Origin of the sequence: Chitinophaga sp. 22620, assembly GCF_052044405.1 — a bacterium.
Classification (GTDB): domain Bacteria; phylum Bacteroidota; class Bacteroidia; order Chitinophagales; family Chitinophagaceae; genus Chitinophaga.
The window spans coordinates 19705-39904 of the sequence record NZ_JBQEMV010000005.1; the positions used below are offsets into that span (position 1 = coordinate 19705).

Sequence of the window (20200 nt, forward strand, 5' to 3'; positions counted from 1 at the left end):
TTGGAACCTATATGCCTTGTAACGCCGGACTCTAGGTTTAGTTTTTCTTGGAAGGTTGGCATAAATTTGGGGAACAATGTAAGAACATGTATTTTAGATGAATTTTATTCTCTTAATTCTGGATATGCTAAACAAGCCCCATAGCCCCATTTGTTATTTTGCTTAAATTGCCGACGAAATTGTAATCTATGAAAAATAAAAATTCATTTGTAAAGGGATCATTGTTTGAAGAAGATTACCTAATTAGAACACTTGGGCCGCTTGGCCATTCGTCAGAAGTTGCATTGACTGAACTGGTATCTAATGCTTGGGATGCTGGTGCCACAAATGTTAACATTTTTATCCCAGAACACAGTGAGGATTATTTGATAGTGGAAGATAATGGAACTGGACTAACACCGGAGGAATTTGAAAGTCGTTGGATGAAGCTTGGGTATAATAGATTAAGGCATCAAGGAAAAAATGTTATATTCCCTCCAGGTGTTGTGGGAAACAGGCTTGCATATGGCCGCAATGGAGTTGGCAGACATGGATTGCTTTGTTTTAATAATGAATACACAGTTATTACCAATTCCGGCGGAAAAAAATCAACGTTTGTTATAACTACAGAAAGTGAAGAGCAGCCATTTGTTATAAAGGAGAAAAAAGTTGAGCAATCTAACTCCTTTGGTACACGGTTAGAAGTTCTAGTAACTAAGAATTTACCCAAGCCGGAAAGAATTCTGCAAATAATTTCGGCTCGTTTTCTCCATGATCCTAATTTTCTGGTTTCGATAAACAGAGAATCCGTTCCGCTAAGCCAGCATACGGGGTTATTAAATACTTCCGTATTAAAGGTAGACGATAATACAATCCTGACCGCACATTTCCTGGATTCAATAAAGAGTGCAAAGTCAACTATTTATCAGGGTATTGCCTTTTGGCAAAGCAATAAGCTCGTAGGTGAGCCGTCGTGGTCGTTGGGTGGAGAGGTTGTCATCGATGGTAGAACGAAATTTGCTAAAAGATATACAGTAGTTGTTGAAACAAACGATCTTGCTGATTTTATAACAGAAGATTGGACAGGCTTCAAGCCTCATCCTCATATGGACAATGTCAATAAGGTAGTTATGGAGTATGTCAATAGGATGCTCACTACTGTTGCCTCCGAGTTTGTAGAAGAAGCCAAGCAGCAAGTAAAAAATACGTTTTATGATGAAATAACTCAATTGCCACCATTGGGGAAGTACGAAGTTCTCGAAGCAATTGAGTCTATCACTGCGGCGCATCCGACGGCGCGACCCGAAACAATTTCAATAGCGGTTCAAGCAATCATTAACTTAGAAAAGACGCGGTCGGGAAAGGAACTGTTGATAAGGCTTGCTAGTCTATCAGAAGACGATTTCACAGGACTAGGTGAACTTTTGCGGAAATGGTCAGTTAAAGATGCACTCGTAGTTTTAAACGAGATAGATAATCGCATTTCACTGATTGAAGCAATTCGTAAGCTATCATCAGATCCCGATGTTGACGAATTACATGTTTTACATCCTCTTGTGTCGGGTGCCCGTTGGCTATTCGGGCCCGAATTTGAATCTGCTGAATATTCATCAAACAGGCAGTTGCAAACGGCGGTTGAACAGGTATTCAAAAAGAAAATAGATTCTTCAGTATTTCTGAATAATAAAAAGAGGCCTGATATTGTAATGTTACAAGATTCAACTGCATCCATTACCGGAACTGAAACTTTTGATATTGATTCCGGTTTAGCAACTGTGAATAAAGTTTTAATTATTGAACTAAAAAGGGGAGGATTCAATTTAACCCGTGACGAAAGGAATCAGGCTCAGGGATATGTCGAAGATTTTATGAACTGTGGCAGTTTGATAGGCTCTCCATATATAGAGGCGTTTGTTATAGGGAAGTCATTCGAAAAGAAACTTCAACCCATTGCGACAGTAAAAAATGGGAATGATGTTGAAATAGGGAAAATTCGACTATCTACATTTTCTCAGTTGGTGGATACCGCGGAAAAAAGATTATTTGGCTTAAGAGATAAACTCAATGAACGGTACGACGATATACCAGGAATGGATCTTTTCAAAAGAGCGGCTGAACAATCTGCTATTAATCTTGAATAACTTCTTAATAGTGGTATTTCTAACTCAAAATGAGCTTGGACGGGAGATTGTTTGAACACTTAATGGAACTGGTGGAGCTTTGGAGCCGATAATTTGATTCAAATCATAACTGTAAAATATAAGTGCATATTCTATTTTGTTATATTGAGCTAACTCTTGTCACATGATATATAGTTTTCACTTCATCGGTGATCGAAAAAGGACTCCACTCGATAAATTTCTTAATGAGATAGATAGAAAATTAACTCTATTTAAGAAACACACAGATAATACTAATAATTTATATGAAAAAGAATACAAAGAATTAAAGTCTGAAAACGAAGAACAATACAAACGTTCACTTTTTGAAGCCAATGCCGAATTTGATAAATTGGTTGCTGGAGGAGGTTATAACACGGACGAAGATTTGCAATTTGCATGGCATGCGTCTGGTGGTAGTTCCGTAGATTCCTATTTTCAAGACGAAGATGAAGCTCTCTTTGACCGCTTTAACACAATGAAAGACTACTTCTACAAATCTTCGCTTTCTTCGTTATATGCACTTTTAGAAAGCGAACTAAGGGCTTTATGCGGCATACTGAAATTGTCTTATAACAAGAAAATCTCTTTACAGAATTTAAACGACAAAGATTATTTAACAGCGATTGTTACGTATCTGGAACTAGTTATAGAAGTAGAAACTTATACCCTAGAGTCGTACATAACCAAATTTCGGAGGCTACAATTCATTCGAAACAAAATAATGCACAACGGCGGAGTAATACCCGAAGAAGAACGTGAAAAATTTTCAAAAGAAATTATTTATAATGAAAGCGCGATTTGTCTAATTGAATCATCAACTGTATTTATAAAAAACGTACAACTCATCGAAAACAATCTTCAATTAATTCGGGATTTTTTCTACGAGCTTCGATGGGTACTGGATAAAAAGTCTGATTATTCAATCCTTACACATAATCTTACATTCTTTTTTGAACAATTTTCGAAGAAAATTAAAGTATCTATTCTAGAGGTTAGCCAGCAGAGAAATTTTATAAAATGCCATTTGGTTTATGATAGTTCAGAATTACAACTACTTTTTTTTTGTAACATCAGTTTTTTAAAAGCAAAAGTAAAAGACACGGTAATAATATCCCAACTAACCAATGAAATTCTAATCGAACTGTTGTCTAATCTGGAATGGCCATCAGGCATTATACATGATAATATACTAACAGGCTATTTAAGCGACAAGAACTGTAAAGTAAAATTTATGTTGTATGAATAATTAGCCACTTGCTATCACGGAATTAGGGATCGCTCATTTGAAAATGGGATAAACTGTATCAGGTTGCCCCCAGCCTCACATCCAGAAAAAGTATCTATAGAAAAGCAACTGTTACACAAAATACGATGTCCTTTGAGGGTTTTCAAACATGGCCTCGCATATCAGGAAGGCAAATTTCAGCACCTTCGATCAATCTGGCGCTTGCTCCCGGGCGATGCAGCTCATTGAAATGTACCGCACCTCGTCGAATAGAACTCTAATGATTTGGGAGAAAAATCCCTTTTGTAGCGCGGAAGGGAGTCGAATCCGTACGGGCTTTCGTTTGAACTGTAAGAAGTAGAATTTACGATAAATCATATCCTTATCCAAGGTCTTTAGTTGCTTCCTGGCTCGCAATTGCTTGCAATGTTTGCAAATTGCTAATTAAAGCAAAAAAAGGCCGCCGAAGCAGCCTTTCTGTAAATTGAAAATCAATTCGTGCGGATGATAGGACTCGAACCTACATGCCTCGCGGCACCAGATCCTAAGTCTGGCGTGTCTACCAATTTCACCACATCCGCGTTTTTAAGGTCTGCAAAGGTATCGTTTTTTTATAATTATAAAAATTGGCCCCGGCTTCCGGCCTATATTTTCCGGAAATAGCCCACCGGACTGTATTTGAACGCTCCCGGGTGCCGGATCGGAGGTGCCCGGCCGCAACCATTCCCAACCAATCAGCCGCAGCCTTAAAAAAACGCCATTATAGCCCCTCTGGCGCCCAAAAACCGCCACAACGGCAGTATTCCATTTACTGGTCCTCTTTTTGTATTTTTGATACTGCATGGAAACTGTGACCGTTCAAAAATATAACCTCGACGAAGAGCAGGAGAAAAAAGAGATCGTCCGCCACTACCGCGCCCTTTTGCGCGCGCTCAAACCCCGTTTGAAAAAAGGCGACCGCGAGCTGGTACGCACCGCCTTCGAAATGGCTGCTGAAGCCCACCGCGATATGCGCCGCAAATCCGGCGAACCGTATATCCTCCATCCCCTGGCCGTTGCCCAGATCACCGTGGAAGAAATAGGCCTCGGCGTGCGCTCCGCCATCTGCGCCCTGCTGCACGATACCGTGGAAGACACCGAAGTGACCCTCGAAGACGTGGAACGCGAATTCGGCTCCGAGATCGCCCATATCGTGGACGGCCTCACCAAGATCTCCACCGTGATCGATTCGAACACCAGCACCATGCAGGCGGAAAACTTCAAAAAGATCCTCCTTACCCTGGCAGACGACCCCCGCGTGATCCTCATCAAGCTGGCGGACAGGCTGCATAACATGCGCACGCTGGACAGCATGAGCCGCGAAAAACAGCTCAAAATATCCTCCGAAACCGTGTTCATCTACGCCCCGCTGGCCCACCGCCTCGGTCTTTACACCATCAAGAGCGAGCTGGAAGACCTGGCCATGAAGTACACCGAGCAGGATAAATACCGCGAGATCGCCCGCCGCCTGAAAGAGACCAAACGCGAGCGCACCCGCTACATCAACGAATTCATCAAACCGATCAAGGAAGTGCTCCAGGAAGAGGGCTTCCAGTTCGAGATATACGGCCGCCCGAAGTCCATCCACTCCATCTGGAACAAGATCAAGACCAAAGGCGTGCAGTTCGAGGAAGTGTACGACCTCTTCGCCATCCGCATCATCCTGGATTCCGCCCAGGAAAAAGAAAAAGCGGACTGCTGGAAGGTGTATTCCATCATCACCGACTTTTACCACCCCAGCCCCGAGCGCACGCGCGACTGGCTGAGCAACCCGAAAAGCAACGGCTATGAAGCCCTGCACGTGACCGTAATGGGTCCGAACGGGAAATGGGTGGAAGTGCAGATCCGCTCCAAACGCATGAACGACTATGCCGAAAAAGGCGTGGCCGCCCACTGGCGCTACAAAGAAGGGAATTCCACCGTGCAGGAATCCAAGTTCGAGCAGTGGTTCAGCCAGATCAGGGAGATACTGAACAGCCCGGATTCCAATACGCTGGACTTCCTGGCCGATTTCAAGAGCAATCTTTTCACCGAAGAAATTTACGTATACACCCCCAAAGGGGACCTCAAGATATTGCCCGTAGGCTCCACCGCGCTGGATTTCGCCTACTCCATCCATAGCGCCGTGGGCAACAAATGCATCGGCGCGAAGGTGAACTACAAGCTGGTGCCCCTCAGCCATAAGCTGCGCAGTGGCGACCAGGTGGAGATCATCACCTCCAACAAGCAGAAACCTTCCGAAGACTGGCTGAACATCGTGTTGACGGCCAAAGCCAAAAGCAAGATCAAGGACGCGCTGAAGGAAGAAAAGCGCAAAGTGGCCATGGACGGGAAAGAGCTGCTGGAGCGCAAGCTGGAGAACATGAAAGTGTCCGCCAGCCAGCACAACATCAACGAGCTGGTGCAGTTCTACAAGCAGCCCAGCCCGCTGGACCTGTATTACCAGGTGGCCGTGAAGAACATAGACCTGAAGGAGCTGAAGCAGTTCCATGTGCTGGGAGACAAGCTGGAGCCGCCCAAGCCGGTGAAAGCGCCCGAACCCGCCGTGGAAGAGCATCATCACAAGCAGCCTTCCAAAAAGGACGCGGAACTGATCATTTTCGGCGAAAGCTCAGACAAGATCGCCTACAAGCTGGCCAACTGCTGCCGCCCCATCCCGGGCGACGATGTGTTCGGCTTCATCACCGCCAGCGAAGGCCTTAAGATACACCGTACCAACTGCCCCAATGCCGCGCAGCTGCTGGCCCACTACGGCCACCGCGTGGTAAAGACCAAATGGGTGAAAAACCGCGAGATCTCCTTCCTCACCGGGCTGAAGATAGTAGGGATGGACGATGTGGGAGTTATCCACAAGATCACCAATATTATCTCCGGCGAGCTGAGGATCAATATCGCCGGGCTTACGATCGAATCCAGGGAAGGGCTCTTCGAAGGGCTCATCAAGGTGTTTGTGCACGATAAAGACGAGCTGGACGAACTGGTGGAGCGCCTGAAGGGCCTGGACGGCATCCAGAGCATCAGCAGGCTGGAAGATTAAATATTCTCCAACATTTCATTCAATCGCCTTATTTTTGCCTCTTCTTTTAAACATAAAATCACATATCAACAATGGTAGATGTTCTGCTGGGGCTGCAATGGGGCGATGAAGGGAAAGGCAAGATCGTGGATTACTTCGCGGGTAAATATGACATTATCGCCCGTTTCCAGGGAGGCCCCAACGCGGGGCATACCTTGTATGTCAATGGCCAGAAAGTGGTATTGCATACCATTCCTTCCGGCGTTTTTCACACCAACACCCTGAACCTCATCGGCAACGGCGTGGTGCTGGACCCCGTTACTTTCAAAAAAGAATGCGAAAAAGTGAGCGCGCTGGGCATAGATCTCGGCAAGAACCTCTTTATCGCTGAAAAGACGCATATCATTGTTCCCAGCCACCGCGCGCTGGACAAGGCATCCGAGTTGTCTAAAGGCCTGGAGAAGATCGGCTCCACGCTCAAGGGCATCGGGCCTGCATACATGGACAAAACCGGCCGCAACGGCCTCCGCGTGGGAGACGTGATGAACCCGGATTTCCAGGCCTCTTACGAAAAGCTCAAAGCCAAGCACCTGCAGCTGCTGGCCAATTATAATTTCAGTGAAGACATAGCCGAATGGGAAGCTGAATTCTGGGATGCCGTGGAATTCCTGCGCAAGATGAATATCGTGCGCGGCGAATACTGGCTGAACGATCACCTCAAAGCCGGGAAGAAAGTGCTGGCGGAAGGCGCGCAGGGCAGCATGCTGGACGTGGATTTCGGCACCTATCCCTTCGTGACCTCTTCCAACACCATTTCCGCCGGCGTTTGCACTGGCCTGGGCCTTGCGCCTAAATGGATCCGCGAAGTGATCGGCGTTACCAAAGCCTATTGCACCCGCGTAGGCGGCGGCCCGTTCCCGACCGAACTGGAAGACGAAACCGGCGAGAAGCTGCGCCAGGCAGGCCATGAATTTGGCGCTACCACAGGCCGCCCGCGCCGCTGCGGATGGATAGACCTCGTGGCGCTGGATTATACCTGCATGCTCAGCGGCGTTACCCAGCTGGTAATGACCAAAAGCGACGTGCTGGACGAATTCCCCACCGTGCAGGCCTGCACCGCGTATGAGATTGAAGGCCAGCAGACTAGGGAAATGCCTTTCAACATCTGCGGCGTACCTATCAAACCGATACTCGAAAGTTTCCCCGGCTGGTCTGAACCCACTGCAAAAAGTGACAGCTACAGTACATTACCCGTGGAAATGAAAAATTTCTTATCTTTTGTGGAAAGCTATCTGGGCGTGCCTGTACAATATGTGTCCAACGGCCCTGGCAGAGATCAGATACTCGAAAAGTAAAGTCAAAAAAATACTAAAAAAACAGTCAAAAAAAAATTTGGCGAATCAAAAAAACTGTTAAAACTTTACCTTAGAATCTAATAGTAACGTACCATTATGAAATCGAAATCTGATAAAGAAAAAGAGACTAAAAAACCTACTTCGCCTAAGACTGACAAAGCTTCTGAAAAGAAAACCAGTGCCAAGCCTAAGAAAGAAGTAGACGAGGATGAGGATGAAGATGAGGAGGAATCTCCCCGTAAGTCTGCTGCTTCTAAAAAATCAGATAAGCTTGCGGCCAAATCCAAAAAGGACGACGACGACGATGATGATGACGATGAGGATGCGGACAATGACGCTCCCAAAAGAGGCCGTCCCGCCAAAGCCGCCACCAAAAAGAAAAAAGACGACGACGATGAGGACGATATAGACGAAGATGATGATGCGGACGATGATGATGATGCCTGGGAAAAAGGAGAAGACGAAGACTACGATCCCGACTTCGAGGAATTTGATATGCCCAAGCCAAAGAACAAACGCGGCCGCCCCAGCACCAAAAAAGGCGCTGACGACGACGACCTGGACCTGGATGACGATTTCAAGGACATGGGTATGTTCAACGACCGCTTTGATGATGACGATGATGATGATTTCTAAGCTATAAACGTGCTATCATACAGTTTTCCTGTTGAAAATATAAGCGCATTCAAACAGCAAATGTTGAGCTGGGGTAACCGGTTCAACATTTGTTGTTTTTTAGACAATAACGACTACCGGCTGGCCGGTTCCGGCGCTGAAGCATTGCTCGCCGCTGATGCGGTGGAAGTGCTGCAATGCGGCGCCGGTACTGCGTTCCGGCAGCTTAAAGCATTCCACTCCGCCAACCCGGGCTGGCTCTTCGGGTATCTCAGCTACGATCTCAAGAACGAAACCGAAAAACTCAGCTCCGCCCATCCTGACGGCGTCGGATTTCCGGACATGGCGTTCTTCCGCCCCCGCTACCTGCTTACCCTCCGCCAACACGAGCTTATCATCAGCGGCATCACCCTCACCGAAAAAGAAGCCCGCGAAATATATGAAGACTGCCTGGCGCAAAACATGCCTTCCCTGGCCAATGCCAGTCCTGTTACGGCTTTCGGCGCGCATCTTGACCGTGCGTCTTACCTGGGCGCTGTAAAGGCGCTCCAGGAGCATATCCGCAAAGGCGATTGTTATGAAGTGAATTTCTGCCGGGAACAGTTCGCCCACGAGGCCATTCCCGACCCGCTGGCGCTGTTCCTCCGCCTCAACGCCCTTTCCCCTTCACCCTTCGCCGCTTATTACCGCAACGGCCACCGTTACCTGGCCTGCTCCAGCCCGGAACGTTTCCTGCGGAAAAAAGGGGACACCATCATCAGCCAGCCCATCAAAGGCACCGCCCGCCGCGCGGCAGATGCACATGCCGACGCGGCATTGTTGCAGGCGCTCCGCAACAGCCCGAAAGAACGGTCGGAGAACGTGATGATCGTGGACCTCGTGCGCAACGATCTCTCCAAAACCGCCGTGCAGGGCTCGGTGAAGGTAGAAGAGCTGTTCGGCATCTACACCTTCCCGCAGGTGCACCACATGATCTCCACGATAACGGCTACACTCAGCCCGGAACACCATTTCACCGACGCCATCAAACACGCCTTTCCCATGGGCTCCATGACGGGCGCGCCCAAGCTGCGGGTGATGGAACTGATCGAACAATATGAAAGATCCAGGCGGGGACTGTTTTCCGGCGCGGTGGGCTACATTACGCCCGAAGGGGATTTTGATTTTAACGTGGTGATTCGCAGCATACTCTACAACGCCAAAAGCCCTTACATCTCTTTCCAGACGGGCTCCGCCATCACCTTCTACAGCGACCCGGAAAAGGAATGGGAAGAATGCCTGCTGAAGGCGAAAGCCCTGCAAGCCGCACTGGGAGCTTAATCAGGAATTCGAAACGATCTGTTTCACGGCGCTGTCCACATCAGGGTAGGAGAATACAAAACCCGTCTGCTGTATTTTTTCAGAAGAGACCTTCACGCTTTTCAACACTTCGATGCTCATTTCACCCAGCGCCACTTTCAGCGCAAAGGCCGGCACATGGATGGTGATGAAGCTGTTGCCTTTCACGGCGCGGGCCAGCGACTGCACCAGCTCCTGGTTGGTAACGGGGCGGGGCGCCACTGCGTTGTAGGTGCCGTGCAGCAGGTCGTTCACGATGGCGTTGTGGTACAGGCGCACGAGGTCCTGCAAATGGATCCAGCTGATGAACTGCTCGCCGCTGCCCATCACGGTGGCGAAGCCGAGCTTTACCGGCCGGTAGAACTCCTTCAGGGCGCCGCCTTTCAGGCTGAGCACAATGCCCGTGCGCAGGATGATCACTTTTTTGCCGAGTGTTTCCATCTGGCGCACACTGTCTTCCCAGGCCTTGCAGGTGGTGCCCAGGAAGTCGCCCGCCGGGGGATCGTTCTCCGTAAAGGGTTTGCCGGTATAGGCGCCGTAGAAGCCGGTGGCGGAGGCGCTGATCACTTTTTTGATCTTGTTGGGGTGCTGGCGCAGGCTATGGAACAGGAAATTGCCGCTTTCCACCCGGCTGTCCACGATCTCCTGCTTGCGCTGTTTGGTCCAGCGGCCTTCGGCCACGTTGGCGCCGGCCAGGTGCACGATATGGTCGGCCTCCTGCAGCGCAGTGATATCCAGGGTTTTGCGGGCGGGGTCCCAATGCGCATAGCGGAGGTTAGGGGTTTCGGAAACCTTCTTCCCCCGGGTGAGCACCGTTACCCGGTAGCCCCGTTCCAGCAGTAAAGCCGTTAAAGCCTGTCCCACCAGCCCGGTGCCGCCCGTAATTAATACCGTGTCCATCATGATAACACCAACGTTTTGCCTGTAAAATTACGCAATAAATCCCGCGCTGTTCTTAGCGCTTTGCAATAACGTAATTTTCGTGTAGGTTTGAAAGCAGAACATGCATAAAACTGGTACATTCAACGTTTATCCTGTATCTAACCTTAAATATTACTTGTCCATGCGCATTCGTTACATCGTGCAAATTTGTGTGCTCGCCCTGTGCAGTACGGTAGCCAACGCCCAGAAGATCACCTATTCAGAACCGGAACGGGACGATTATAAAACCACCGAATTCGAGATCATCGGCAGAATGGGAGGGAACATCCTGGTTTATAAGGCGGACCGCGGGGAATATCACATTTCCATATACGACAATGCCATGCAGCTGAAAGACCGCGTGAAGCTGGAATTCCTCCCGAAAAAGCTCATCAGCGTGGATTTCGTGGCGTATGCGGATAAGGCTTTTATGATCTACCAGTTCCAGCGGAAAGACGCGGTGTACAGCTTTGCCGCACAGGTAAACCCTGACGGGGTTTTCACTACCACCGCCGTGATGGTGGATTCCACCCGCATCGGCAACTTTTCGAAAGAGAACAAGATATATTCCGTGGAAGTGTCTGAAGACAAGAGCCGCATCCTGGTATACAAGATCAACCAGGACAAGGAGAACGACAATGTGTTCTACACCTTCCTGTACGACAGCTCCTTCAACCTGCTGAACAACAGCCGCGTATCCCTGCCCATGGAAGGGAAACGCCAGTTCCTCAGCAATTTCCAGCTGAACAACGATGGCGACCTGATGTTCACCCGGCTGGAACGTACCTCCAACCGAGATTACATCGTGAATGGCGAAGTGGTGATCAAACGGGCGGTGGTGGATTCTTTCGAGACCGCGCGTTTCGAAACCAAGAACCTGCTGCTGGACGAGGTGAAGCTGAAGCTGGACAACCAGGACAAGCAGCTGCTGGTAACCGCGTTCTTTTACAAACAGAAGCGCGGCAACGTAGAAGGGCTCTACCTGCTGAGGCTGGATTATGACAAACGGGAACGCATGTTTGAAAAAATATCCCCCTTTAGTCCCGAGCTGAAACAGAGCGCCCGCGGCGACGCGTCCACCTCCGCCGCCTTCAACGACTACTTCATACGCAAGATCGTGAATACCGCCAACGGCGGCTTCCTGCTTACCGCGGAGTCTTATTACACCACTTCGCGCAGCCAGCCCTGGAACCGCTGGAACTATATGTACGGCGGCTTCGGCGGGTATAATCCTTACTACTATTCACCTTATTCGCCCTATTACTACAATCCCTACGGCTGGAACGACGGCCAGGGCACCCGTTACCACTACGACAATGTGGCCATCCTCAGCTACGACGACAAGGGCGACCTGCAATACAGCAACTTCGTGCACAAAAGCCAGTTCGACGACGGGGCGGACCTTTACCTGAGCTATATGCTGGTGAACGTGGGCAGCGAGCTGCGCTTCCTGTTCAACACGCTGGACCGCCGGCAGTATGTGCTCACCGAAAACACGATCGGGCCGGACGGCAAGGTGGACCGCAGCCCCACCCTCCGCAACCTGGACAAAGGTTTCACCTGGATGCCCCGCTACGGCAAACAGATCAGCTCCCGGAGCGTGCTGATACCCTGCATTTACCGGAATTACATCTGCTTTGCTAAAATTGACTTTTAATCACATCTTTGCATCGTGATAAAATTTTTCAGATCAGGCAATCCGCTGACGGTATTGTTGCTGTTTATCTATTTGCTGTTTGTCAAGTTCTACTACCTTATCCATCCCGCCGTTTACCAGGCAGACGGTTCTGAAGGCCTGCTGTACACGGAAATAACCGGCTGGCTGGAAGGTATAGCCGGCAAAAGCGCCGTATTTTTCACCTGCCTGGCGCTGCTGCTGCAGTTCCTGCAAGCCCTGCTGTTCACCCGCATCATCAACAACCACCGGCTTTTTTCCAGGGACACCTACCTGCCTGCCATGTGTTTCCTGCTGTTCACCTCGCTGCTGGAAGGCTGGAACGTGTTTTCTCCCGCCCTGATCGTTAATACTGTGATGCTCTGGATATTTTCCAGCATTTCCGACCTCTATATGCGTACTTCCGCCCGCGATGTGGCCTTCAACATGGGTTTTGCCCTGGGGCTCTGCGGGCTGGTCTATTTCCCTTCCGTACTGTTCCTGGCCCTGCTGCTGCTGAGCCTGCTCATTATGCGGGCCTTCAGGCCGGCGGAGTGGATCATCGGCCTGCTGGGCATCGTCTGCCCGTTTTACCTGCTGGGCACCTGGCTGTTCCTCACCGACCGCACGGAACTGATACTGGCCATGCCCCGCATCAGCTTTCACCTGCCGATGATCACCGATTACAAGGTCTGGGGCGCCCTCATCACCAGCGTGCTGTTTTTCGTGATCGGCTGGCTGATGCTGCAGCGGACCTTTAAAAAGATGCTGATACAGGGGCGGAAGATCTGGGCCACGGTAGTGATCTATGTGCTGGTAGCCATGCTGATCCCGCTTTTCAGCGGCCATTTCAGTCCTAATTACTGGGTGCTGGCGGTGCTGCCCATTTCCCTTTTTGCAGGGAATGTGTTCTGGACGGTAACCAACAACACGATAGCGAATGTAATACACGTTATTATTTTGGCTTATGTGATTGTGATGCAGTACTTTTCCCACTAAGCCGATGGTGTTAGCGGAATCATAAATCTATGAGCGGTTATTGTATATTGGCCAATGCGCAGTAATTTTGTTCTTTTCCGAGATAAATTAACAGAGGTGTTAATATGAAAATGGCCCAACAGCCATGGAAGTAGCCTCGAAAAAACTATATAGATCAAATGAGATGGAAATCCCATCAGACCTTTAAAAAAATTAATAATAACTGATGAAATTTGGAGTTGTTACTTTTCCCGGTTCAAACTGCGACCAGGATATGATCGATGCACTGCGTTACGACCTGAACCAGGATGTGATTGACCTTTGGCATAAGGATAAAGACCTGAGCATGTTTTCCACTGAGGACTGCATCCTGTTGCCGGGCGGATTTTCCTACGGCGATTACCTGCGTTGCGGGGCGATTGCCAAGTTCAGCCCCATGATGCAGAGCGTGGTGGAATTCGCCAAAAAAGGCGGCCGCGTGATCGGCGTTTGCAACGGCTTCCAGATCCTGTGCGAAGCGGGCCTGCTGCCCGGCGCGCTGCTGAAGAATGAAAACCAGCAGTTCGTGTGCAAGAACATCTTCATGAAAAGCGAAAACACCCATACTTCCATCACCAAAGAAGTGACCGGCCGCCCGCTGATGATCCCTGTAGCCCATGGCGAAGGCAGGTATTATGCAGACGAAGCTACGCTGGACGGGCTGTTTGCCAACAACCAGGTTCTTTTCCGCTATTGCGACGAATTTGGCAACATTGTTGATTCTGCTAACCCGAACGGCGCTATCCGGAATATCGCCGGCATTTGTAATAAAGAAAGGAACGTATTTGGAATGATGCCGCACCCTGAAAGGGCTACCAGCGAAGTGCTCGGTAACCGCGACGGGCAGCTGATATTCCAGAGCCTGATCAATAATAACTAGGGAGAAAGTACCTGGTTCAGTCAAAACCACCAACCAACCAGAAAAAAAGAAGCTATGAAGAAATTACTCGTTGCATTGTGCCTCTTCGCACTGCCCGCGCTGGCAAGCGCACAGCTGGCCGACCCGGTTAAATGGACATTCAAGACCAAGAAGATCGACGCCAAAAATTATGATGTAATCGCCACCGCCACCATCGAAAAAGGCTGGCACCTGTACGCGCAGGACGCAGGCGAAGGCCCGATCCCTACCTCCTTCAAATTTGCCAAAAACCCGCTGGTAGCCACTACCGGTAAAGTAAAGGAAGACGGCAAACTGAAAAAAGCCTTCGACAAGAACTTCGACTCCGAACTGAAATACTACGAGAACACCGTTAATTTCGTTCAGCGCGTGACCGTGAAAGGTAAAGCCGCTACCAAACTCAAAGGCTCCGTAGAGTTCATGGTCTGCGACGACCACCAGTGCCTGCCGCCAACTGAAGTGGAATTTGCCTTCGACCTGAAATAATTCCAATATTTTTCAGCATATCGGAACGAGTTCTTTCACCCGGAAGAACTCGTTTTTGCATTTATCTTTAATTCAATCTGTTAAGTCTATCATACATATGAAGAATCTTTTAACGTTGATAGCCGCCATGGTCCTGCTGTTCCAGCCAAAGGCCCAGGCCCAGGAGGCGGATTCCATCCCGAAGCATGTGAAATGGGAGTTTAAAGCGGAGAAAAAAGGAGAGAAGGAATTTGTTTTACATTTTACAGCCAAAATAGACGCGGGGTGGAAGCTGTTTTCCGCCGCTATGGGCAACGATGATCCGAATACGCGCATCGTGTTCGACAGCCTGAGCGACACCCGCGCAAAAATAACCGCCCTTGCAGAGGCCGCCGCGCCCAAAACGGCGAAGGAGCCGCTGCTGGACGATATGGAGATCAAATACCACGAGAATGGCGCCGAAGTGCTGGCCACCGTGCAGTTCAGCGACTCCGTGAAAGACCTGCGCGGTACCGTTACCTATTTCATTCTCAAAGGCGAAGAAGTGCTGCCTGAAGAAGCATTGTTCACTTTCTCCGCGGACGCTTCCGGTAATCTCACCGGCGAGCAGGGCGGCCTGAAAGTGAATGCGGACGCGGCTGCCGGCCTCAAGCGCCCAGCCATCGACCTGAACAACCCGGTGATGAAAGTAGGCGGTATTGGCACGGAAGGGCAGACCAATCCCTGGTTCATCTTCCTGCTGGGCTTCCTCGGCGGCCTGGTGGCCCTGGTTACGCCCTGCGTGTTCCCGATGATCCCGCTCACGGTTTCCTTCTTCACCAAATCTTCGCAGGATAAAAAGAAAGGCATCTTCAACGCCACGATGTACGGCTTCTTCATCTTCCTGATCTACGTGCTGTTCAGCGTGCCCTTCCACGTGGCGGGGCTTGCAGAGCCGGAGATCTTCAACAACATTTCCACCAACGTCTGGCTGAACGTCATCTTCTTCACCATATTCCTCGTATTCGCTTTGTCTTTCTTTGGCCTGTTCGACATCACCCTGCCGAGCGGCCTGGCCAGCAAAGCGGATTCCAAGGCCAATAAAGGCACGCTGGTGGGCATCTTCTTTATGGCGCTCACGCTGGTAGTGGTGTCGTTCTCCTGCACCGGCCCCATCCTGGGTTCGCTGCTGGCGGGTTCACTGAACTCCGACGGAGGCGCATGGCTGCTCACGGCCGGTATGGCCGGCTTCGGCGTATCGCTGGCATTGCCGTTCGCATTGTTCGCCATGTTCCCCAACTGGCTCAGTTCCCTCCCGAAATCAGGCGGCTGGCTCACTTCCGTGAAAGTAGTGCTGGGCTTCGTGGAGCTGGCGCTGGCGGTGAAATTCCTTTCGAATGCGGACCTCGTGACGCACTGGGGTATCCTGCACAGGGAAACCTTCTTCCTCATCTGGATCATCATCGGCATACTCACCACGCTGTACCTGTTTGGCCTGATCCGTTTCCCGCACGACAGCCCCGTGAAAAAGCTCGGCCCCGTGCGCATCATTTTCGGCCTGCTTTTCGGCCTGTTCACCCTGTACCTGCTGCCCGGCGTGACCAACACCAAATACGCCCGCCTGAAGCTGATGAGCGGCTTTGCGCCCCCGATGAGCTACAGCTGGTACGGCAACACCGCCCATGAAAGAGGCTCCGTGGAGCCGGACGTGATCAACGATTACGAAAAGGCGCTTCAGCTCGCCAAAGCGCAGAACAAGCCCATCCTGATCGACTTTACCGGCTGGGCCTGCGTGAACTGCCGCAACATGGAAGAGAACGTATGGACGGACCCCGAGGTGCACGACCTGATCAAGAAAAATTACCTGCTGGTATCGCTGTATACGGACGACCGCAAGAAATTGCCGGAAGACCAGCAGTTCAAATATGTATCTCCCGAAGGCAAATCCAAGAACATCGTGACCATCGGCGACAAGTTCGCCACCATGCAAACGGTGAACTTCATCAACCAGAGCCAGCCGCTGTACGCGCTCATCACGCCGGACGAGCAGCTGCTCACCTTCCCCGTGGCCTACGAGCCGAACATACAGAAGTATGCGGACTGGCTGAAAGCCGGGCTGGAAGGCTGGGAGAAAGTGAAAAAGAAATAAGCGGTTCCAGATAATGCGAAAGGCCACCATTGCGGTGGCCTTTCTTTTTTCAGGTAAGCGTATTCAGAACGGAGGTTTCCGTTTATAAAATCGTTTTAGAACAGCGACTGCCCGCAGCCGTGAAGCACCTTCCCGTCGAGCTTCAGGGTAACGGTGCTGGGATTTTTTTTGCCCGCATCGTCTGTACATACTTTATTCTCGAATTTTATTTCCAGCGTATGGCCGTCTGCAGAGGTTTTGAATTCGGTAGCGTCGTTGTCGCCTTTCTGCGCCTGCGCCGCCGGGAATTCTATTTTCTGCTCGCCGTAGTTGCCGGTGTAGAGTATCTTTTTGTAGGGAATGATGGCCAGCGACCAGCCGGGTTCGTTGCCCGTAGCCCAGTGGGAGGCGCCCTGCTTGCGGGCCTCGTTGGCGGCAGGGCTCAGGTCGCGTCGGGTAACGGTGAGCGCGATGGAAGCGCGCTGCGCCAGGTCGTTCACTTCCTGCGGGCTGAAGCGGAAATCTTTTTCGCCGTAGGGTGATTTATAAGGAACGATCTCCGCGTTTTCCAGCGAAGCCAGGTCGGCCGCTTTACGGGTTTCGGACTGCAGCAGCGTATCGTCGTTGAAATAAAAACTGTTCTCTATCACACCGGAGGCCGTGGTGATCACCTCGCGCATCAGCTTCACTTTCACGGTTACGGTATCGAGGTAGAACCAGGTTTCGGCGGAAGTGTCCGGCTGCGGGCCTTCCGGATAGATGTAGAGGCGGATGGGCGTATCCTTTTCTGAGAACACGCCGGTAACGCCGGAGGTATTGTCGCCCCGGTTAAAATTATGCACGACCATGATCTTATTGCCGCTGGAACCTTTTACGTCTATACTGGTAGCGTAGTTGCTGATGGTGGAAATGGCGCCGGACAGTTCATCGGTGGCAGCTTCGCTCTCCTCTGCTTTTTTCTCGGACGATGGCCCTGCGCACGCTGCGAAGCACATGGCCAACAGGATCAGAATAGAATATGGTTTCATATTATAGGTTTTACGGCTGTTGTTATGCAAATCGCCTGCCAGAATGCGGAACAGCTGTATTTCAATGAGTTGGGTTCATTTCAATAACGCAAAAAGGAGCCGGAAGGTTGCGTGGCTTCAAGATTGCTTCAAATTTCTGTGTAATTTGCATGGTCATATGAAAGTGTTGCTGATTGAAGATAACGTGGAGCTGGCCAGCAGTATCTCCGAATTCCTGGCCAGGGAGGGCTATATCTGTGAGGTAAGCTACAACATCCGGGACGCGCAGGACCGGCTGATATCCTTCCAGTACGACTGTGTGCTGCTGGACATCATGCTGCCTGACGGCAATGGCCTGGGGATACTTTCATTTATGCGCACCGAGCGCATCCAGAGCAGCATTCTCATTCTCTCCGCCAAAAATTCCCTGGACGATAAAGTGATCGGGCTGGAAGAAGGGGCGGACGACTATCTCACCAAACCTTTCCACCTGCCCGAGCTGCACGCCCGCCTGCGGGCCATTTACCGGCGCAAAAAGCTCAACGGCAGCAACATCATCGCTTTCAACGAGATCAGCCTCAATATAGACACCCTGGAGGCCAGGGTGAACGACGTACTGCTGGATATGACCCGCAAGGAGTTCGACCTCCTGCTTTATTTCATCGTGAACAAGAACCGGGTGCTCTCCCGCCAGAGCATTGCCGCGCATCTTTGGGGTGATTATACAGATAATCTCGCTAATTTTGACTTCGTATACCAGCATGTAAAGAATATCAGGAAGAAGATCAGCGCAGCCAACGGAACGGACTACATCGGGACAGTATATGGGCTGGGATATAAATTCAATACCTCTAAACAATAGATTTGTTATAGCGGTACATGGAAAAGCCCGGCTGCTCCTCGCAATGACGGGTAAATGAAATGTAATTCCATTCGACCTCTAAAAAAGACGAACAATAACGAATGAAATGTAATTCCATTCGACCTCTAAAAAAGACGAACAATAACGAATGAAATGTAATTCCATTCGACCTCTAAAAAAGACGAACAATAACGAATGAAACTTGTAGACAGATTCACCTTATGGTTCCTGGGCGTCACGCTCCTGATCATCCCCATCAACAGCTTCATCACTTACATGAGCATCAAAAGTGAGATAGACAAAGCTGCGGTGGAGAGGCTGAAGCATGTGAACCAGCGTGTGGGCGAAGTGCTGGAAAGGGGAGAAGAACCCGGTGAATACACCCAGGGCTGCCGCATCAAAGTGGTGCCCGTGGCAGACACCAAACCTGCGGACTACTACGAGATCACCGACCGCGACGTGACCCATGACCCCGACCTGAAAGACAACGACCGCAAGATAACCGTAACCAGCTGGCATACCGTGAACGGGCAGCATTTCAAGATCACCTCGGGCGATTACGTGACGCGCTCCGAGCAGATCCTGGCCGGCCTGCGCATCAGCATCGGCGCCAAGCTGATCATCCTCATTGCGCTGGTGGTGCTTACCGCGCGCCTGGCTTCGCGCATCGTGCTGGCCCCGTTTTACAACACGCTCAAAAAGCTCCAGCACTTCAACCTCAAAGCCAAAAAGAAACTTGTGCTCCGCCCCACCCGCACCAAGGAATTCAGCGAGCTGAACAACTACGTCGGCAAAATGACGGACAAAGCGGTGGACGATTATATTTCCCTCAAAGAATTCGCCGAGAACGCCAGCCATGAGCTGCAAACGCCGCTGGCCATCATCCGCAGCAAGCTGGAACTGCTTTCCGAGTCGGATATCCGGGGCGAGCAGGCCGTGCTGATCTCGGACATGCAGAACTCGGTGGACAAGCTCACGCACATCAACCGTTCGCTCGTACTGCTGTCTCGCCTGGAGAACAACGAATACGAATCCAAAGAAGAAGTATCCTTCAGTAAATACGCCAAAGAGGCCATGGGCACCTTCGAAGACCTGATCACGCTGAAAGGCCTGCGGCTGGACTGCCGGATCGCGGACGATGTGGACGTGAAGCTGCATGCCGCGCTGGTGGACATTTTGCTGAACAACCTCATCAGCAACGCCATCCGCCACAACATCCCCAACGGCCGCATAGAAGTGGTGCTGGACAGGGATTGCCTGCGTATCACGAACACCGGCCTGCCCCCTACGGGCAACCCGGAGGAAATGTTCCAGCGCTTCAAAAAGGGCACGCAATGCAACCATTCCATCGGCATAGGTCTGTCGATCGTGAAACAGATCTGCGACATAAATTCCTTCCAGATCCGCTACCAGTTTGCCGCTGGCCTGCATGTGATCACCATCGCCTTCCCCGGCGTTTCCAATTCTTCAAAATTGCTTCAAAATGATGAGCGCTATTTGCATGAGAAAATCCAGCTTTAAAGCTGCCCATGCTTTTTAA

15 protein-coding genes and 1 tRNA gene are annotated in these 20200 nt (G+C 50.4%); 13 read left to right on the plus strand and 3 right to left on the minus strand.

Annotated elements, in window-relative coordinates:
* Nucleotides 1–188: 188 nt before the first annotated feature.
* Together ACTJIK_RS22780 and ACTJIK_RS22785 are read left to right on the plus strand one after the other, a co-directional pair.
* Nucleotides 189–2120 carry an ATP-binding protein gene (locus ACTJIK_RS22780; RefSeq protein ID WP_440649848.1) on the plus strand — a complete coding sequence of 644 codons (1932 nt, stop codon included), beginning with the start codon at nucleotides 189–191 and terminating at the stop codon, nucleotides 2118–2120.
* Nucleotides 2121–2283: 163 nt separating this feature from the next.
* A complete protein-coding gene (locus tag ACTJIK_RS22785; RefSeq protein WP_440649849.1) occupies nucleotides 2284–3387 on the plus strand; it encodes a hypothetical protein in 1104 nt (367 codons plus the stop codon).
* A 478-nt stretch (nucleotides 3388–3865) separates the two neighbouring features.
* Here ACTJIK_RS22785 and ACTJIK_RS22790 read toward each other — a convergent pair.
* Nucleotides 3866–3947 (minus strand) — tRNA-Leu (locus ACTJIK_RS22790).
* 260 nt (nucleotides 3948–4207) lie between these two features.
* On the opposite strand from ACTJIK_RS22790, the gene ACTJIK_RS22795 reads away from it, so the two are divergent.
* The 4 genes from ACTJIK_RS22795 (at nucleotide 4208) to ACTJIK_RS22810 (ending at nucleotide 9711) form a co-directional block, all read left to right on the plus strand.
* On the plus strand, nucleotides 4208–6442 hold the full coding sequence (locus ACTJIK_RS22795; RefSeq protein ID WP_440649850.1) for a RelA/SpoT family protein: 2235 nt from the start codon (nucleotides 4208–4210) through the stop codon (nucleotides 6440–6442).
* Nucleotides 6443–6513: 71 nt separating this feature from the next.
* Nucleotides 6514–7776, plus strand: coding sequence for an adenylosuccinate synthase (locus tag ACTJIK_RS22800; RefSeq protein WP_440649851.1), 1263 nt, complete (start codon nucleotides 6514–6516; stop codon nucleotides 7774–7776).
* A gap of 96 nt (nucleotides 7777–7872) precedes the next feature.
* The gene (locus ACTJIK_RS22805) at nucleotides 7873–8412 is read left to right on the plus strand and encodes a hypothetical protein (RefSeq protein WP_440649852.1); all 540 of its coding nucleotides are present in this window, start codon (nucleotides 7873–7875) and stop codon (nucleotides 8410–8412) included.
* Nucleotides 8413–8472: 60 nt separating this feature from the next.
* A complete protein-coding gene (locus tag ACTJIK_RS22810; RefSeq protein ID WP_440649853.1) occupies nucleotides 8473–9711 on the plus strand; it encodes an anthranilate synthase component I family protein in 1239 nt (412 codons plus the stop codon).
* Here ACTJIK_RS22810 and ACTJIK_RS22815 read toward each other — a convergent pair whose 3' ends face one another.
* Nucleotides 9712–10632, minus strand: a complete 921-nt coding sequence (locus ACTJIK_RS22815) for a TIGR01777 family oxidoreductase (protein ID WP_440649854.1) — start codon at nucleotides 10630–10632, stop codon at nucleotides 9712–9714.
* Nucleotides 10633–10792: 160 nt separating this feature from the next.
* Between ACTJIK_RS22815 and ACTJIK_RS22820 the strand changes: the two genes are divergently transcribed.
* The 5 genes from ACTJIK_RS22820 to ACTJIK_RS22840 all read left to right on the plus strand — a co-directional run bounded on the left by ACTJIK_RS22820 (nucleotide 10793) and on the right by ACTJIK_RS22840 (nucleotide 16812).
* Entirely contained in the window at nucleotides 10793–12307 is a 1515-nt protein-coding gene (locus ACTJIK_RS22820) for a hypothetical protein (protein WP_440649855.1), read from the plus strand.
* Nucleotides 12308–12322: 15 nt separating this feature from the next.
* On the plus strand, nucleotides 12323–13303 hold the full coding sequence (locus ACTJIK_RS22825; RefSeq protein ID WP_440649856.1) for a DUF6427 family protein: 981 nt from the start codon (nucleotides 12323–12325) through the stop codon (nucleotides 13301–13303).
* 205 nt (nucleotides 13304–13508) lie between these two features.
* Complete coding sequence (gene purQ, locus ACTJIK_RS22830; RefSeq protein WP_440649857.1) at nucleotides 13509–14201, plus strand: phosphoribosylformylglycinamidine synthase subunit PurQ; 693 nt, start codon at nucleotides 13509–13511, stop codon at nucleotides 14199–14201.
* Nucleotides 14202–14255: 54 nt separating this feature from the next.
* On the plus strand, nucleotides 14256–14705 hold the full coding sequence (locus ACTJIK_RS22835) for a protein-disulfide reductase DsbD domain-containing protein (protein ID WP_440649858.1): 450 nt from the start codon (nucleotides 14256–14258) through the stop codon (nucleotides 14703–14705).
* 97 nt (nucleotides 14706–14802) lie between these two features.
* Nucleotides 14803–16812, plus strand: a complete 2010-nt coding sequence (locus ACTJIK_RS22840; protein ID WP_440649859.1) for a protein-disulfide reductase DsbD family protein — start codon at nucleotides 14803–14805, stop codon at nucleotides 16810–16812.
* A 95-nt stretch (nucleotides 16813–16907) separates the two neighbouring features.
* Here the strand turns inward: ACTJIK_RS22840 and ACTJIK_RS22845 are convergent, their stop codons facing one another.
* Nucleotides 16908–17819: a hypothetical protein gene (locus ACTJIK_RS22845; protein ID WP_440649860.1), complete on the minus strand. Its 912-nt coding sequence runs from the start codon at nucleotides 17817–17819 to the stop codon at nucleotides 16908–16910.
* Nucleotides 17820–17976: 157 nt separating this feature from the next.
* Between ACTJIK_RS22845 and ACTJIK_RS22850 the strand changes: the two genes are divergently transcribed.
* Together ACTJIK_RS22850 and ACTJIK_RS22855 are read left to right on the plus strand one after the other, a co-directional pair.
* Nucleotides 17977–18660, plus strand: a complete 684-nt coding sequence (locus ACTJIK_RS22850) for a response regulator transcription factor (RefSeq protein WP_440649861.1) — start codon at nucleotides 17977–17979, stop codon at nucleotides 18658–18660.
* A gap of 195 nt (nucleotides 18661–18855) precedes the next feature.
* Nucleotides 18856–20181, plus strand: coding sequence for a sensor histidine kinase (locus ACTJIK_RS22855; protein WP_440649862.1), 1326 nt, complete (start codon nucleotides 18856–18858; stop codon nucleotides 20179–20181).
* Nucleotides 20182–20200 lie beyond the last annotated feature (19 nt).

Excerpts from the sequence above, each read along its gene's own strand:
- ACTJIK_RS22780 (WP_440649848.1), top strand. The coding sequence starts at position 189 with ATGAAAAATAAAAATTCATTTGTAAAGGGATCATTGTTTGAAGAAGAT.
- ACTJIK_RS22785 (WP_440649849.1), top strand. The coding sequence starts at position 2,284 with ATGATATATAGTTTTCACTTCATCGGTGATCGAAAAAGGACTCCACTC.
- ACTJIK_RS22795 (WP_440649850.1), top strand. The coding sequence starts at position 4,208 with ATGGAAACTGTGACCGTTCAAAAATATAACCTCGACGAAGAGCAGGAG.
- ACTJIK_RS22800 (WP_440649851.1), top strand. The coding sequence starts at position 6,514 with ATGGTAGATGTTCTGCTGGGGCTGCAATGGGGCGATGAAGGGAAAGGC.
- ACTJIK_RS22805 (WP_440649852.1), top strand. The coding sequence starts at position 7,873 with ATGAAATCGAAATCTGATAAAGAAAAAGAGACTAAAAAACCTACTTCG.
- ACTJIK_RS22810 (WP_440649853.1), top strand. The coding sequence starts at position 8,473 with ATGTTGAGCTGGGGTAACCGGTTCAACATTTGTTGTTTTTTAGACAAT.
- ACTJIK_RS22815 (WP_440649854.1), bottom strand. The coding sequence starts at position 10,632 with ATGATGGACACGGTATTAATTACGGGCGGCACCGGGCTGGTGGGACAG.
- ACTJIK_RS22820 (WP_440649855.1), top strand. The coding sequence starts at position 10,793 with ATGCGCATTCGTTACATCGTGCAAATTTGTGTGCTCGCCCTGTGCAGT.
- purQ (WP_440649857.1), top strand. The coding sequence starts at position 13,509 with ATGAAATTTGGAGTTGTTACTTTTCCCGGTTCAAACTGCGACCAGGAT.
- ACTJIK_RS22835 (WP_440649858.1), top strand. The coding sequence starts at position 14,256 with ATGAAGAAATTACTCGTTGCATTGTGCCTCTTCGCACTGCCCGCGCTG.
- ACTJIK_RS22840 (WP_440649859.1), top strand. The coding sequence starts at position 14,803 with ATGAAGAATCTTTTAACGTTGATAGCCGCCATGGTCCTGCTGTTCCAG.
- ACTJIK_RS22845 (WP_440649860.1), bottom strand. The coding sequence starts at position 17,819 with ATGAAACCATATTCTATTCTGATCCTGTTGGCCATGTGCTTCGCAGCG.
- ACTJIK_RS22850 (WP_440649861.1), top strand. The coding sequence starts at position 17,977 with ATGAAAGTGTTGCTGATTGAAGATAACGTGGAGCTGGCCAGCAGTATC.
- ACTJIK_RS22855 (WP_440649862.1), top strand. The coding sequence starts at position 18,856 with ATGAAACTTGTAGACAGATTCACCTTATGGTTCCTGGGCGTCACGCTC.